At 39.0% G+C, this 16,663-nt stretch carries 14 protein-coding genes; 9 read left to right on the forward strand and 5 right to left on the reverse strand.

Features of this window, described 5'->3' with window-relative positions; translation table 11 throughout:
* The first annotated feature begins 103 nt into the window (after window positions 1-103).
* Window positions 104-598 (forward strand): gluconate 2-dehydrogenase subunit 3 family protein, encoded by a 495-nt coding sequence (locus tag EZ437_RS20375; protein WP_131597980.1) that lies wholly within the window; start codon window positions 104-106, stop codon window positions 596-598.
* 11 nt (window positions 599-609) lie between these two features.
* On the forward strand, window positions 610-2,325 hold the full coding sequence (locus tag EZ437_RS20380) for a GMC oxidoreductase (RefSeq protein ID WP_131597981.1): 1,716 nt from the start codon (window positions 610-612) through the stop codon (window positions 2,323-2,325).
* Here EZ437_RS20380 and EZ437_RS20385 read toward each other — a convergent pair.
* Window positions 2,320-3,351: a phosphotransferase enzyme family protein gene (locus EZ437_RS20385; protein ID WP_131597982.1), complete on the reverse strand. Its 1,032-nt coding sequence runs from the start codon at window positions 3,349-3,351 to the stop codon at window positions 2,320-2,322. The genes EZ437_RS20380 and EZ437_RS20385 overlap by 6 nt on opposite strands.
* A 79-nt stretch (window positions 3,352-3,430) precedes the next feature.
* The gene (locus EZ437_RS20390) at window positions 3,431-4,450 is read right to left on the reverse strand and encodes a LacI family DNA-binding transcriptional regulator (protein WP_165500484.1); all 1,020 of its coding nucleotides are present in this window, start codon (window positions 4,448-4,450) and stop codon (window positions 3,431-3,433) included.
* A 231-nt stretch (window positions 4,451-4,681) separates the two neighbouring features.
* On the opposite strand from EZ437_RS20390, the gene EZ437_RS20395 reads away from it, so the two are divergent.
* Both EZ437_RS20395 and EZ437_RS20400 read left to right on the forward strand, forming a co-directional pair.
* Window positions 4,682-6,034, forward strand: coding sequence for a Gfo/Idh/MocA family protein (locus EZ437_RS20395; RefSeq protein ID WP_131597983.1), 1,353 nt, complete (start codon window positions 4,682-4,684; stop codon window positions 6,032-6,034).
* A 188-nt stretch (window positions 6,035-6,222) separates the two neighbouring features.
* A complete protein-coding gene (locus EZ437_RS20400) occupies window positions 6,223-6,558 on the forward strand; it encodes a helix-turn-helix domain-containing protein (protein WP_131597984.1) in 336 nt (111 codons plus the stop codon).
* Here EZ437_RS20400 and EZ437_RS20405 read toward each other — a convergent pair.
* The 3 genes from EZ437_RS20405 to EZ437_RS20415 all read right to left on the reverse strand — a co-directional run bounded on the left by EZ437_RS20405 (window position 6,555) and on the right by EZ437_RS20415 (window position 9,357).
* Window positions 6,555-7,208: a beta/alpha barrel domain-containing protein gene (locus EZ437_RS20405; RefSeq protein ID WP_131597985.1), complete on the reverse strand. Its 654-nt coding sequence runs from the start codon at window positions 7,206-7,208 to the stop codon at window positions 6,555-6,557. The two genes, EZ437_RS20400 and EZ437_RS20405, sit on opposite strands and share 4 nt — an antisense overlap.
* Window positions 7,209-7,235: 27 nt before the next feature.
* Window positions 7,236-8,231, reverse strand: coding sequence for a sugar kinase (locus EZ437_RS20410; protein WP_131597986.1), 996 nt, complete (start codon window positions 8,229-8,231; stop codon window positions 7,236-7,238).
* A gap of 82 nt (window positions 8,232-8,313) precedes the next feature.
* Entirely contained in the window at window positions 8,314-9,357 is a 1,044-nt protein-coding gene (locus tag EZ437_RS20415) for a LacI family DNA-binding transcriptional regulator (protein WP_131597987.1), read from the reverse strand.
* A gap of 159 nt (window positions 9,358-9,516) precedes the next feature.
* Between EZ437_RS20415 and EZ437_RS20420 the strand changes: the two genes are divergently transcribed.
* The 5 genes from EZ437_RS20420 (at window position 9,517) to EZ437_RS20440 (ending at window position 16,634) form a co-directional block, all read left to right on the forward strand.
* Window positions 9,517-10,116: a TetR/AcrR family transcriptional regulator gene (locus EZ437_RS20420; protein ID WP_131597988.1), complete on the forward strand. Its 600-nt coding sequence runs from the start codon at window positions 9,517-9,519 to the stop codon at window positions 10,114-10,116.
* 153 nt (window positions 10,117-10,269) lie between these two features.
* Window positions 10,270-11,406 (forward strand): efflux RND transporter periplasmic adaptor subunit, encoded by a 1,137-nt coding sequence (locus EZ437_RS20425; RefSeq protein WP_225869642.1) that lies wholly within the window; start codon window positions 10,270-10,272, stop codon window positions 11,404-11,406.
* An 8-nt stretch (window positions 11,407-11,414) separates the two neighbouring features.
* Window positions 11,415-14,600 carry an efflux RND transporter permease subunit gene (locus tag EZ437_RS20430; protein WP_131597990.1) on the forward strand — a complete coding sequence of 1,062 codons (3,186 nt, stop codon included), beginning with the start codon at window positions 11,415-11,417 and terminating at the stop codon, window positions 14,598-14,600.
* Between the two features lie 21 nt (window positions 14,601-14,621).
* Entirely contained in the window at window positions 14,622-16,034 is a 1,413-nt protein-coding gene (locus tag EZ437_RS20435) for a TolC family protein (RefSeq protein ID WP_131597991.1), read from the forward strand.
* Between the two features lie 144 nt (window positions 16,035-16,178).
* Window positions 16,179-16,634, forward strand: coding sequence for a protein-disulfide reductase DsbD N-terminal domain-containing protein (locus EZ437_RS20440; RefSeq protein WP_131597992.1), 456 nt, complete (start codon window positions 16,179-16,181; stop codon window positions 16,632-16,634).
* Window positions 16,635-16,663: the final 29 nt, after the last annotated feature.

Genomic DNA, 16,663 nt, shown 5'->3' on the forward strand with positions numbered 1-16,663 from the left:
GGTGTCACGTTACTTCATTTTGCGAGCATTTTTGAACCTTAAACGGTTTGGATTGTAGCAGATAACTCTACTATTTCCTATATTTACGTATTAAAGACCAAATATGGAAAGACGCATAGCAATTAAACAAGTGCTTATTTTTGCAGGGGGAATGGCACTTTTACCCTCCTTCCTAAAAGCAGCAGGCAAAGCATCAGTACAGCTCAATAATCTGGACGTAGGTATTGAGCAAGAAAAGTTGCTTTCTCAAATAGCCGAGATTATTATTCCCAAAACAACCACACCAGGTGCTACAGAGCTGGGCCTGCATTTATTTGTGCTCAAAATGGTAGACGACTGTTACGATGCAAATGCACGTCAGAAGTTTATGTCAGGTCTCAAATCATTTGAAGGTTTGGATGATGCAGCATTGAAGCAAATGGTATCAGATACCAACTATGGTAAATCTTCTATATCTGAAGATGCAAAGGCGTTCTATAGGATAATGAAACAGCAGATCATCAATGGGTATATGAATTCAAAATATGTGATGACCAATCTGGTCAAATGGGAGCTTGTTCCTGCTCGTTATAACGGATACTTTCCAGTCAAAGCTTAAATAAACACAACATGTCAAATCTGAATATAGACCATATAAAAAATAATACTTTCGACGCCATTGTGATAGGCTCTGGCATTAGCGGTGGCTGGGCAGCTAAGGAATTTACAGGTAAGGGTTTAAAAACACTTGTACTGGAACGTGGGAGGGATGTAAAGCACATCATTGATTACCCTACTACCAATAAATTTCCATACGAATTTGAACATCGTGGTGAACCTGTACTCAGCATAAAGAAAGAAAATCCAATTGCTGCCAGATGCTATGCTTTTAAGGAAGATTCTATGCATTTCTTCGTGAAAGATAAGGAACACCCTTATATTCAGGAAAAGCCATTTGACTGGATCAGAGGATACCAGGTGGGTGGAAAATCATTGCTTTGGGCCAGACAGACCCAACGCTGGAGCGACTTTGATTTTGAGGGACCTATGAGGGACGATTTTGCGGTAGACTGGCCTATACGTTATAAGGACATCGCTCCATGGTATAGTTATGTCGAGAAATTTGCCGGGATATCAGGTAATAAAGATGGCCTGAATGAACTGCCAGACGGTGAGTTTTTACCTGCCTATCCTTTGAATGCGGTTGAAGATTATTTCAAGAAATCTATGATCACAAAATATGGCAACAGGCATGTGATCAGCGCCCGCGGGGCACATATTTCTAAGGGTAGTCAAACATTTTATGACCAGGGACGTGCGCAATGTCAAAACAGAAGACTTTGCCAGAGAGGGTGTCCTTTTGGGGGTTATTTTAGCAGCAATGCTTCTACCTTGCCCTGGGCTCAAAAGACCGGTAAGATGACGCTTAAGCCTTTTTCCGTAGTAGAATCTGTGATCTACGATGATAAGCTGGGAAAGGCAACAGGGGTTAGGGTAATAGACACCAATACAAAAGAGGTAACAGAGTATTATGCCAAAGTGATATTTGTGAACGCTGCTGCCATAAACACTAACCTTATTCTACTCAATTCTAAATCATCTCGGTTTCCAAACGGATTGGGGAATGATAGTGAGGTACTCGGTAAATATGTGGCTTTTCATAATTACAGTGCGCGGATCAGTGCAGAATATGATGGTTTGAAACAATTTACTACCGATGGCAGAAATCCGGTAGGGGGCGGATATATTCCACGCTTCAGGAACTTAATGAAACAGGAAACCGATTTTAAAAGAGGATATGCTGCAGGCTTTTCTGCATATCGCAGTACTGACAATGACACTTCAGGAATCGGTGAGGAGTTGAAAACACAATTGCAAAGTAAAAAACTTGGACCCTGGAGAGTAGGCTCGCATATGATGGGCGAAACCATTCCTAAGGAAAGTAATTTTGTAGCATTGGATACACAAAGAAAAGACGACTGGGGCATCCCCCTGTTAAAAATCTCTATAGATTATGATGAGAACGATGCGAAGATGAAGAAAGATTATATTGAGCAGCTTACGGAAATGTTTACGGAGGCAGGATTTAAAAACATCAGGCCAAATAGAGCTTCTCAGGCCCCGGGACTTGATATTCATGAAATGGGCGGTGCCAGGATGGGTAATGATGCCAGGACTTCTATATTAAATAAATGGAACCAGATACATGCATGTAAAAATGTTTTCGTAACTGATGGTGCCTGTATGACATCTACATCTACACAAAACCCGTCGCTCAGTTATATGGCATTTACCGCAAGGGCAGTGGATTATGCCGTTAATGCAATGAAACGGGGAGAGCTATAGCTCCTCAGCTTCCAATTTAAAATATTCTTTTAACAGGGTTATCTGATTGATTGCCCTGTTGAAATTCTGGCCATCATATTTCTGTCCGTAATACACATCATTTTGAAGATAATCAGTTAAGAAACGGATCGCCTGCATGTAAATAATGAATTTACCAGCATAGTTGAAATACTGTTTTTCAGTATCCGTTAATACACCTTTCATTTCTTGCATATATCCTTCATGAATGGCATCAAAAAAATTCTTTCTGATCCTGATTTTGGACAGGTCATTTTCTTCTTCACTTGCCTCTGCCAGGTAGGTTCTCATCATATCACCTACATCACTTATAAAATAACCAGGCATTACGGTATCAAGATCGATAACGCAAAGGCCATTTTTCTTTTCATCAAACAGCACATTGTTAATCTTCGTATCATGATGAATAACCCGCAACGGCATTTCTTTGTTGTCTACAAGCTTGCGATAGGTATCTACAATAGCTTTATGCGCATTGATAAAATCGATACTTTCCCCTGACTTTTCCAGTCTTTCGCCCGAAGCATTCAGACATGCGGTTACAAATTGTTCATACCTTAACGAAAGGTTATGAAAATCAGGAATAGTAATAGATAATTGTTCCGCATCAAAACCGTCCAGAATTTTGGAAAATTTACCAAACTGCCTGGCAGCTTCATAAGCTTCCGCTTCATTCGTTAGAGAATTTACAGAGGCAGAACCTTCAATGAAAGGGAATAACCTGTAATATCCAGAAGGTGTATCTAAAAGTGATTGCCCGTTTAATGCTTTAACCGGAGAAACAAACAGGTAATCGGGATAATTTTTATCAAGAAAATTTTTGATTAATGAAAGATTCTTATCAATACCTTCAGGTGTTTTAAATACCTGATTATTTACCTTTTGAAGGATATAGTTTTTTTTGTTTGCGTTTACTTTCCATGTATGGTTGATTAAACCATCACCAAACAACTTAAACGTTGTTTCACTTGAATCCAGACCGTAAAGTGGTAAAATATTTTCGAGCATGATTGTGATAAAAATTTGATGTCAGATTCAAACCTAACAAATTCAATTTTTAAACCATCATGCAAACGGTTGCGCAAAATTACTTAGAATCGCTGATGATTAATTCTGATGCTACTACGACATTAAAATAAGCGTGTTCAGCGCCTAGCTCATTCTTTGGCCTGTTGATCAGATCAATCAAGATATCAGCAGCTTTTTTACCCTGTTTATGCGGGAATTGCTCTACAGATGCGATTGGTGAGTAGTCCATATATTTTATGATTGGAAGATTTGCGTAGCTTACAAAATCAATTCCATTTAATCCGACAGATTTCGTATGTCTCATCGCAAATAATGCCACATAATCATTAAAAGTCACTATTGCTGTAGGTTTTCTGCGATGATTGATCAACGTATCCATTGCTTCAATTGTTCCTGATTCAGAAAGATCACAGCTTACGATAAGCGAGGGATCAAATTTTAAACGATTGGAGATCATCGCTTTGACATAACCTTCCTTTCGTTCATTACTGGCTACCAAGGTATTTGGCCCATTGATCATGCCGATAACACGGTGCCCCTTTTTTAACAGGAAACTTACCGCATCATAGGTTCCTGATTCTAAATTGGAAGCTACATAATGAATGTTTTTTATGGGAGGTATCCGGTCAAAGAACACGACCGGGATGTTTAATTTTTTAAAGATCTCAAAATGTTCGTAAGTACTGGTAGTTTTTGAAACAGACACGAGCAGGCCATCTACACGCTGCATCTTCATTTTTTCAACAAGAAGTTTTTCGCGCTCTGCGTCATCATGTGACTGAGCGAGTAGTACGGTATAATTCCTTTTATAAGCCACGTCTTCAATGCCACTGATAGCTGCCGAAAAAAATGACTCAGATAGTTCAGGTAGGATAACACCAATAACAAATGATTTGCCATGTAAGAATTGAATTGCTTTTTGATTAGGCTCATAATTGAGTTCTGATGCTAATTTCTTAACTCGGATCTTTGTGGTTAAACCTATGCTGGGATGGTCATTTAATGCCCTGGATACGGTCGAAACCGAGATCTTGAGCAATTTGGCAATCTCTTTTATTGTTGTTGGTTTATCAGACATTATATTCAAACTTAGACAAAACTGCGTAAGCATTCAATAACATTTTGAAAAAAAGTACATTTATTGTTAAGAAAGCAATTTAAGCTGTCTTTAAACAAACGTTTGCGTGTATATTTCAAAGTTTTGTAGTATCAGTTTCTTCAATAGTATATACCTTGCAGTAAGTTTTTCAATATCCTTTAAATTTAATAAATACCCTTGAAATTTATAGCAGCATAAATTCAATTAACTATGGACAGAAGACAATTTGTTAGAAACTCAGGTATTGCCGCAGCGGCAGCTACTATTTTACCTGAAAACTCTGTATTTGCCAGCTCAAGAGCAGATAAGGTTAAGATAGCAATAATAGGTGTAGGATTGCGTGGGCAAAACCACCTGGAACTATTATTGAAAAGAGAAGACGTAGACCTGGTGGCAATATGTGATGTAGAACCAAGAATGTTAGACACTGCAAAAGCTATGATAGCAAAAAGTGGAAAACGAATGCCTAAAATTTTTACTGGTGATGACAATGCCTGGAAAAAAATGCTGGAATTAAAGGAACTGCAGTCCGTGTTAATAGCAACTCCATGGGAATGGCATAAAGAAATGATCATCAAATCTATGGAGGCCGGAATCAAATATCTGGCTACAGAGGTTATGCTGGGCATCACACTCCAGGATCACTGGGATGTAGTGCAGGCAGCGGAAAAGAACAATGCTCATGTAATGATGCTTGAAAATGTATGTTATCGAAGAGATGTGCTGGCAGCATTAAATATGGTTAGACAAGGTCTGTTTGGAGAGATACTTCATTTACAGGGTGGTTACCAGCATGATCTTAGAGAAGTAAAATTCAACGATGGTATAAAACCTTATGGTGGTGGTGTAGAGTTTAATGAAAAGGGATTCTCTGAAGCAAAGTGGAGGACCAATCATTCTGTACACCGTAACGGTGATTTATACCCTACCCATGGAATTGGGCCAGTAGCCAATTATATTGATATTAACAGAGGAAATAGATTTCTGAAATTAAATTCTTTTGCAACCAAATCAAGAGGCCTGCACAATTATATCGTTGCAAAAGGAGGAGAAAACCATCCAAATGCTAAAGTAAATTTCCGTTTGGGCGACATTGTAACTACTACAATTGATTGTGCTAACGGCGAAACTATCATTTTACAGCATGATACCAATTTACCAAGACCTTATTCTTTAGGCTTTAGGGTCCAGGGAACAAAAGGACTTTGGATGGATGTTAATAAGAGCATTTATGTGGAGGGTGTGAGTAAACCACATGAATGGGATCCTGCAAAGGAATGGCTGGATAAATACGACCATCCGTTATGGAAAAAATATGGTAATGATGCGCAGGGTGCAGGACATGGCGGGATGGATTTTTTTGTTTTGCACGCGTTTATCGAATCAATCAAACGTAATACAACTACACCTTTGGATGTTTATGATGCGGCAGCCTGGAGCGCCATTACACCCTTAAGTGAGCAGTCTATCGAAATGGGAAATGAAACTGTTGATTTTCCAGACTTCACCAGTGGGAAATGGATGAACAGAAAACCCATCTTTGCGCTTAATGATGAATACTAATGAATTAGCTGATTAAGTCACCATCTGAAAACCATCATTTATCTGGGGTATACAATATAAAAATTAATAATAAAACAACGGATTCAATAAATAATCTCAAAATATTGTAATAATATCGTAATATTTTATTTAATAATTCTTAAATTTATTTCAGCCAAAATTGGTAAAAGTTATTAAGATAATTGACTATGAAAACACTAGGGGAGAAATTTAGGATTTTGCGTCAGAAAAAAGGCGTTAATCAGAAGGCAATGGCAGATTTATTAGAAATATCCATTCCAGCTTATTCTAAACTTGAAACAAGTATTACTGATCCTAATTTCAGCAGGATTAATCAGATAGCAGACGTTCATCAATTAACTTTAAGAGAACTTCTTGATATTGGAGAAGAAGGTGTGAATGAAGAAACCCAATTAATAGAGCAGTTAAAAGAAAAAATAAGTGAACTTGAAAGTACAGTAATCAGACTTCAAAGCAAGCTCATTGACCTTTACGATAAAGAAGATGAAAGAAGCAAAACTTAGCTTCTGTTTATTAGCTTAAAAAGTAGTTCGCATCTTTCTGTAAGCCATTGGTAGTCAGTGGAATCGTTGGGATTTTGAAAAAGTTTCGACCCAAAACCTAAGGCAGTGACCCCTGCATTTAGCCAGTTATCTATATTTTCCCTGTTTACATCTACTCCACCAGTGGGCATAAATTTCAAATTTGGAAATAATGGTTTGATAGCTTTTAAAAAGCCTGGGCCCAATGTATCTCCTGGAAAGAGTTTAACCAATGGGGCACCTAACTCTTCTGCAAAGTTTATTTCCGTAGGAGTCATGCATCCTGGAATCCATAGCAAGTTATTTTCTGAAGTAATCCTTGCCAGATCCTCCCTTACAATTGGACTTACAATAAAATCTGCTCCTATTTTTATATACTGAGCTGCTTGTTCAGTTGTTTTTATTGTGCCTATTCCCAGTTTAAGTTCCGGGAAATGCTCATTTCTATAATTCAATAATGTTTTAAAGTTCTCTACTGCAGCAGGACCTCTGTTAGTAAATTCAAATACCCTTATTCCACCTGCATAACAGGCAGCCAGAACTGCTAAGCAGGTATCGGGATTTTCATCATAATAAACGGGGATAACAGGGTAATTCTTTATAAATTCCAGCGTAGATTCAATTGTTTTCATCAATATGTTATTTATTATTAGTTATAATTAAACGGACCCATCACCAAAGTCGCCCTTTACAAAAAGTTTTTGATAACCCGATTTTGTTGCCCTCTCAATCACATTTTGAGCATTCTCCTGATTGGCAAGACCGAATATAAGACCAGCCATAAAAGCATCACCACTACCTATTCTGTCTACAACTGCATTGGTTTCATATATTTTAGAGATATAATTTCCATCAAGAGTATGGTAAGTACCGTAGAACAAATTGTGTTTAGGATTATCCATAAAGCGGAAAGTATTGGCTACGTGCCGGCAATTCGGAAACAATTTGAAGATCTCCTGTGCAGAAGTTTCAGCATGTAACCTGTATTCTTCTGGAATGATATCGCGGTTTAAATTTTCTTCTACATGGGTTCCCAGCATCTTATTGGCCGCCCAGATATTACCCATGATAACATCGCAATACTGCACCAATTCAGGCATTACTTCAATCGGCTCTTTCCCATAGTCCCATAATCTGTTTCTGTAGTTTAAATCTACTGATATCTTTAGTCCATTTTTTTTTGCGGCGACCAATACTTCTTTGCAAACAATAGCCGTATTTTCATTCAGGGCAGGGGTAAGGGCAGTCCAATGAAACCATGTATGGCCTTTCATTATACAATCCCAATCTATTGTCCCGGGTCTGATCATGCTAAAAGATGAGAATTTCCGGTCATAAACCACCTGACCACTTGTGAGTCCGTTTGCTGACAATAAAAAATATAACCCAAGCCGATCTCCCTGCAAAGCGGTTTTAGAAGTGTCAGCTCCCAGTTCATTTAAGGTATTCAATGCACTTTTTGTCAGGGCATTATCAGGCGCACAGGTAACATAACTGCATGGCAGTTTCCACTGGCCTAATGAAGCCGCCACATTGGCTTCAGAACCACCTGGGAAGAGCGAAACTGTATGGTTTTTAGAAATGAATTGATCTTCTGAAGAACTGAACCTAAGCAATAGTTCACCAAATATCAATATGTTTTCTTTATTCTGCATGGTTTAATAGTATCTGTATGCAATTATACAAGTTAAACCAGTAAATTCAATGTCAGTATGTATATATATAAACGCAAACGTTTTAGTTTACAGTTTTGAAATCACTGGACGACCTTGCTTTGATATTGGTTTCCAGCATGATTGTCTCAAATTCAGGTGCATGGTTTTTTCGTTCTATTAATGAGATTAGTTTTTGTGCAGCCAACTGTCCAATTTCAAAAGCGGGCTGGTGAACAGTACTTAATGAGGGACTGAATGCTTCAGCAAGATCTGTATTGGTAAATCCGATCAGTGCAATGTCGCCGGGAATGCTAAAACCGAGTTTATTCAATAAAACCAGACATTTAGTGCTGATCTGGTCGGCTGCTGTAAAGATCGCATCTGGTTTATTTTCTAAAGTCATATAATACTTAATAGATTCCTCCAGATCTGCATTGAGCTTTTGCGTATCTGAATAATCACATGAGCGCAACAGTTCAGGCCTGAAAGGGATATTGCTGTCAGCCAGCGCCTGCTTGTAGCCATTTACACGTTCTGTAGCAATACTTAAAATCGTATTGGTGTTCAAATGGGCAATATTTTTATAACCATTTTTAATCAAATGTATAGTAGCATCATATGCACCTTTAAAATTGTCAGCACCCACTTTGTGGGTTTCTATCTGGTCACTTAATCTGTCAAATAATACAACAGGTAAACCGGAATCCTGCAACGATTGCAAATAACTAAAATCAACTGTCTCACACGCAGGTGAGATCAATATTCCATCTACCCCACCGGCATATAGTAATTCAATGCAGGCAGTTTCCTGTATTGGCGATTCCTTACTCTGCATAATGATGATCTGATAAGACTTATCAGTGCTGAACTTATCAATTCCGTCAAGCATTTGGGCAATTACGTTGTTGTCCAGCGAACACACAACCACTCCAATAGACCTGCTTTTGCCTTCTTTAAGTCCTTTTGCAAGGCGATTAGGCGAGTAATGTTGTTTCTGAGCATATTCCAACACCATTTTCTTGGTGTCTATGCTAATCTCATGACTGTCGTTTAACGATTTAGAAATAGTAGAAATAGATAAATTGAGCGCTTTAGCAATGTCTTTTAAAGTAAGGCTGTTGTTCATAGCTTGTATCTATTTGGTAATGGCAACATACAATTATATGGCTAATAGGGTAAATGTAGGGCTTTTTTAAGTATTTGACAAATAAATGATAGAGTTCTTGTGAACTCTATCTACATTTGCTTAACAGTGTTAAATTATTTATTAACTGTAAGGGAAGTCATGGGAAGTAAAGAACGTATAGCTAGGGTAAAAGAAGAAACGAGATTGAATATTCTTGATGCCGCTCTGGATATAGTGAAAGAGGAGGGCTGGAATTCTTTAAGTATGCGTAAGATAGCCGAAAAGATTGAATATACTGCCCCGATCATTTATGAATATTTCGCCAATAAGGAAGGTATTTTATTAGAACTAACCAGAAAAGGATATATTATTTTAGCTGGTGAAGTAAGAGCTGCTCTTAAAAAGCATAATGATGCGGCTGAGCAGTTGGAAGCTATGTGGATTGCTTATTGGAATTTTGCATTTAAGTACAAAGAATTATATCAGCTTATGTATGGCGTAGATATGAATTGTTGTGAATTAAAAAAGTCCATGCCTGAATCAGCGCTGGTTGATGACCTTATCTATGAGGTAATAGAGAAATTAATTGTAGTTGAAAACCGTTCTGAAGATTTTGTATGCAGAAAGTATTATACCTTTTGGTCAATCATACACGGACTAATTTCTATCAATCTTGTGAATAAAGGAAGAAATGAAGAAATGAATCAGCGAATTCTAAAGGATGCCATAAAAGGAATCATTAAATATATAAATGATTAAGTAATGCCAATGCCCAGGATTCTTATTTTTTTAAAATCTACTTAACACTGTTAAATAATTTAAATAGGTTATTAACTAACTAAAACTATTACAATGAAAATTATTGCCCCTCACACTCAATTACTTAACACTGTTAAACAATTTAATAACGTTATGAAAGCAACAATCTTTACCCTTATAGCTGTATTACTATATAGCTGTTCAAATGAAAAACTTCAAATCTCGGCTCCTGTAGTGCCATCATTACCCGTTATATCGGTCAATAAAAGTACAGAAACTACTTATCTTGAATATCCTGCGGCTATTCAAGGTACTGTTGATTTGGAGATTCGCCCTCAGGTTGGAGGATATCTTGATAAAGTCCTGGTAAATGAAGGTCAGCTGGTAACTGCCGGTCAGCCATTATTCAAAATCAATGAACTTCCTTTTCGCGAAGCATTAAATAATGCAAAAGCGAATTTAAGGGCTGCAGAAGCTTCGGTATTAAATGCAAAGCTGGAAATTGACAAGCTGGTTCCGCTAGTGCAAAACAACGTAATTTCAGATATTCAGTTAAAAACAGCCAGAACAAGCCATTCAATCGCGCTTGCAAATGTCGCACAATCCAAAGCAGGAGTTGCTACGGCACAGATCAACGTTGGTTATACTGTTATTAAAGCTCCGGTGAACGGTTATGTAGGCCGTTTGCCAAAAAAACAAGGCAGCCTGGTTTCACCCGCTGATCCGACACCTTTAACGCAGCTTTCCGATGTACATGAAGTGCATGTTTATTTCTCATTGGGAGAAACTGATTTTATCAATTTTAATGCAAAATATCCCTCTTCTACCACTGCTGCCAAGCTAAAGCAATTGCCGCCCGTGTCCCTTATCCTGTCTGATAATACGGTTTATGCACAAAAAGGGAAGATTGATATGATTGACGGGCAGTTTGACAAAAACACAGGTTCGATCACACTGAGGGCCAGTTTTATAAATGCTTCAGGACTATTAAGGTCTGGTAATACGGGCAAGGTTAGATTAAGTATGCAGCATGAAGATGCCATTCTGGTGCCTCAATCTGCCACGATAGAAATCCAGGATAAAATATTTCTATATACCGTAGACAAAAATAATAAAGTAGCAAAACAACCAATTATAGTTCTTGGTACAAGCGGTACGAACTATCTGATTAAAGAAGGATTAAAATCAGGCGACAGAATTGTATCCAAAGGATTTGAAAATTTAAAGGATGGCGATGCCATCCAGCCAGAAGTTTTGAAAGAAGAAACTTTAAAAGTAGCAGCTAATTAATAAAGACCATGTTCAGAATATTTATACAAAGACCAGTCCTCGCCACAGTTATCTCTGTTTTATTGGTGATACTTGGGGTACTAGGATTGACAAAACTACCTTTACAACAATTCCCTGATATCGCTCCTCCAGCGGTACAGGTGATTGCCCTTTATCCCGGTGCAAATGCCGAAACCGTACTCAGATCTGTTGCTCCATCCTTAGAAGAGTCCATCAATGGAGTAGAAAACATGAGCTATATGAGTTCTACTGCCAGTAATGATGGATCATTAGTAATCACAGTCTATTTTAAACTGGGTACAAATCCAGACCAGGCGGCTGTAAATGTTCAGAATAGGGTAGCCCAGGCAACCAGCCAGTTGCCCGCCGAAGTTGTTCAGGCTGGGATATCCACCTCCAAGCAGCAGAACAGCCTGATCATGGTAGTAGATATGTTTTCTGAAGACACAAAAAATTATGATCAAACCTTCCTGGCCAATTATGCCCAGATCAATATCATTCCTGAGATCAAAAGGATTCCTGGCGTAGGCCAGTCAGTCATATTTGGTGGAAATAAAGATTATTCAATGAGGGTCTGGTTAAAACCGGCTCAGATGGCTGCTTATAATCTCACACCTAAGGAAGTAATGGCCGCGATACAAGATAAAAGCCTTGAAGCTGCTCCCGGTAAATTTGGAGAAAGCAGCCAGGAATCTTTCGAATATGTGATCAAGTACAAAGGGAAATTAAATAAGCCAAAAGATTATGAAAATATCACTATAAAATCCAATACCGATGGCTCTGTGCTACGATTGAAAGATGTTGCCAGAATCGAATTTGGTGCATATAGCTATAGCAATTTTACAAGGGTAAATGGAAAGCCGGGTATCAATATTGCAGTAATGCAGCTGGCAGGGTCCAATTCAAATGAGATCCAGATCGCTATCGACAAATTGATGCAAAAAGCGGCTAAGGATTTTCCGAGAGGAGTGAAGCACCTGATCCTTTACAATACCAAAAACTCGCTTGACATCTCCATAGATCAGGTAAAACACACATTAATCGAAGCATTTATACTCGTATTTATAGTGGTATTTATATTCCTGCAAGATTTCAGGTCTACCCTCATACCCGCTATAGCTGTTCCTGTTGCGATTATCGGAACCTTCTTTTTCATGCAGTTATTTGGTTTCTCTATTAATTTGCTGACACTCTTTGCCCTTGTTCTGGCCATAGGAATTGTAGTGGATGACGCCATAGTTGTCGTCGAGGCCGTCCATGCAAAAATGGAACACAAACACTTGTCTGCCAAAGCGGCTACTGTATCCGCCATGAGTGAAATTACTGGTGCCATCATATCTATTACACTGGTTATGTCGGCTGTATTTTTACCGGTCGGTTTTATGGAAGGTTCGACGGGAGTATTTTACAGACAATTTGCCTTTACACTGGCCATTGCCATTGTGATATCTGCAGTAAATGCCCTTACGCTTAGTCCGGCACTTACCGCTCTTTTCCTTAAGGAGAACCATGTGAATGCCACTGAAAAAAGGACATTTAAAGAGAAATTCTTTATTGGTTTTAACACAGGTTTTGAAAAACTAACCAGCAAATACCTAGGTTCATTACGTTTCTTGATCCGCTATAAATGGGTTGCCATAACTGGGCTGGTTATCGTGATTATCTCAACAACAATACTGGTAAAGAAAACGCCTTCTGGTTTTATACCTTCAGAAGATCAGGGTTTTATAGCTATATCCTTATCTATGCCTGCAGGTGCTTCCCTGGACCGGACCACTGAGGTAATCAAAGAGCTTGAAGCCAAATTAGGGAATCTTGAATCCAAGAAAACCCTTATGGGATTATCCGGCTTCAATATGCTTACTCAGTCTGCCAGCCCCTCAATGGGTGTTTCCTTTATCCTGTTAAAACCGGCTGAGGAAAGAGGTAAAATAAAAGACATTAACGAGATTATGAATGAGGTAAGAGGCCGGCTAGCTGCTATTAAAGGTGCAAGCTTCTTTGTATTCACTTTTCCTACTGTACCGGGCTTTAGCAACATTGACGGACTGGATATGGTTTTGCAGGACCGTACCGGAGGAAGCTTAGATAAATTTAGCGGGATCAGTCAGAAATTCATCGGTGAGTTAATGAAGCGCCCGGAAATAGCTGTTGCTTTTACTGCCTTTAGATCAGATTATCCCCAGCTTGAGCTGGAAGTAAATGATGAAAAAGCAGAGCAGTTGGGTGTGCATGTTAAAGATATTATGCAGACCATGCAGGCCTATTTTGGAAGCGCACAAGCATCAGATTTTAACCGTTTTGGAAAATATTACAGGGTGATGGTGCAAGCAGATAAAGCAGACAGGGCTGCACCATCATCTATGGATGGTGTGTTTGTGAAAAACACCCTGGGAGATATGGTACCGATTAATACACTGGTCAAGCTAAAACGTGTGTACGGACCTGAAAATGTGTCCCGATATAATCTTTTTAATTCCATTGGGATCAATGCCATACCTAAACCAGGATTTAGTTCAGGAGATGCCATAAAAGCGGTAGAAGAGGTGGCCCTGCAACAGCTCCCATTTGGTTATTCCTACGAATTTTCTGGTTTGACAAAAGAGGAGATCACCTCTGGTGGACAGTCAACTGTAATTTTTGCGCTATGTCTGCTGTTTGTGTACTTCCTGCTGGCCGCGCAGTATGAGAGTTATATTTTACCATTGGCAGTAGTGCTTTCTATTCCTACAGGTATATTGGGCGTATTTCTTGCCATTAATCTTACGGGAATAGATAACAACATTTATGTGCAGGTCGCTTTGGTTATGCTCATTGGCCTGTTGGCAAAAAATGCCATCCTGATCGTAGAGTTTGCCGTACAGCGAAGACGTGCCGGCAAAACAATTACAGCCGCAGCAATAGAAGCTGCCAAATTACGCTTAAGGCCAATCATCATGACCTCACTGGCCTTTATTGTAGGTATGATTCCAATGATGAATGCTGTAGGGCCCTCAGCTTTAGGAAATCATTCCATCAGTATTGGTGCCGCGGGAGGCATGATCTCCGGTGTGGTACTTGGCCTGTTCATCGTTCCCGTGCTGTTTATCATATTCCAACATTTGCAGGAAAAAGTAAATGGCAAACCTGAAGTTCTGTCTCCCGGAAAAAGCAATATCATCGTGCAGCCTGAGACGAATATCATCTATTCATAATTACCAGAAATATCTCAATAAATGAAAACATACACATATGCATCAGCCGTTGTCATACTCATCGTATTTGTACTAGGAGGATGTAAAATATCTAAAGATGTGGCTTTACCTGCCGGTGCTGTTCCCGAAAGTTTCAGAAACTCAAATCAGGTAGATTCTTCTAGTATTGCCAGTCTTTCCTTAAAAGATTTCTTTACCACAGCAGGAGTAAAGGAACTCATTGATACTGCACTTGCCAGAAATTACGACCTGCAGCTCGCTCTAAAAAATATTGAGTCGGCAGATTTACTTTTCAAGCAATCCAAACTTGCTAATATGCCAGACCTTAGACTTCAGGTCACTGCTAATTCCAATCGTCCTTCAGACAATAGTTTGAACGGGTTAAGTGCCAGTCAGTTTCTGGATACCAGGCATATTGAAGATTTCAATGCAAATATCGGACTGGTTTGGGAAGCAGATATATGGGGAAAGATAAAAAACCAAAAACACGCTGCGCTTGCCACTTACCTGCAGACGGCGGAGGTAAAAAAGGCCATCCAAACCAGGCTGATCGCGAATGTAGCGCAGGGTTATTATAAATTATTGATGATGGATGCCCAAATGGCTGCAGCCAAAAGAAACCTGACTTTGAGCGATAGTACGCTTAGGATAATAAAACTTCAGTTTGATGCCGGACAGGTTACCTCACTGGCCATCCAACAGGCCGAAGCCCAGCAATTAGTAGCTGCTCAGCTCATTCCCCAACTGGAACAGAACATTACCATTCAGGAAAATGCGTTACGTATTTTAGCAGGTAAATTGCCAGGCCCGATATCACGTCTGGGGAGCCTCGAGCAAACCAAAATCCCAGAACAGCTAACTGCAGGAATTCCATCAGAAATGGTAAGTAGAAGACCTGATGTTAAAAGTGCTGAACTGTCGTTAAACATTGCCAATGCTAAAGTGGGCATCACCAAAGCCGGATTGTATCCTACACTCAGCATTACCGCAGGGGCTGGTTTAAATTCCTTTAGGGCTAGTGACTGGTTCAACATACCGGCCTCCTTGTTTGGAATTGTAGCAGGAGGAATTACCCAGCCAATATTTCAGCGCAAGCAGTTGAAGACACAATACGAGCTTGCTAAAATAGACCGCGAAAAGGTAGTAATCGTATTCAGGCAATCAGTACTGAATGCAGTCGGAGAAGTATCTGATGAACTTGTGAAAATAGAGAAACTTAAAACTCAATACGATATTTCCTCACGAAGGGTAAATACCTTACAGCAGGCCGTTAAAAATTCAAACCTGTTGTTTAGAAATGGAATGGCCACTTATCTTGAAGTGATCACGGCTCAAAGTAATTCATTGCAGAGTGAATTGGAACTGGCAGCAATTAAAACTGCACAGTTAAATGCTGGCGTGGAACTTTACCGCTCACTAGGTGGGGGAATATAAGCTGTAAATACGGGTTGTTTTAAACCAATGTGTAATTATACAGTCAATATGACAATGATTGTGAAACAATTTCGTTGAAATTACCAGATTGTTTACAATAATATATAAGTTTGCTAACACATAAAAAAACAACAAAACACAAACATGAAGAATTTATTTTTATTTGCAGTTGCCCTGCTATTCAGCTTCTCAGCCAGCAGCCAGATCCTGAAGCCTGTAAAATGGAGTTACGTTTCAAAAAAGATCTCAAAAAACGAGGCAATAGTCGTTCTTAAGGCGACGCTGGATGAAGGTTGGCATTTGTATTCGCAGAATATGGCTGATGGCGGTCCTATAAAGACAACATTCTCTTTCGCTCCGTCAAAAACTTACACCTTAGTTGGCAAAACAATCGAACCAAAGCCAATTACTAAATTTGAGAAAACATTTGATATGAATGTAAGCTATTTTGAAAAAACAGCGTTATTCCAGCAAAAAGTTAAGTTTACCGGTGCAAATCCAGTGGTAAAAGGAACTGTAGAATTTATGGTTTGTGATGATCAGCAATGTCTTCCACCAGAAACTGTGGAATTCTCTGTTCAGCTTGATCCCAAAAAATAAAGTATTTTAATAAACAAAAAGCCCTATAA

Source organism: Pedobacter psychroterrae (assembly GCF_004331695.1).
Lineage (GTDB): Bacteria > Bacteroidota > Bacteroidia > Sphingobacteriales > Sphingobacteriaceae > Pedobacter > Pedobacter psychroterrae.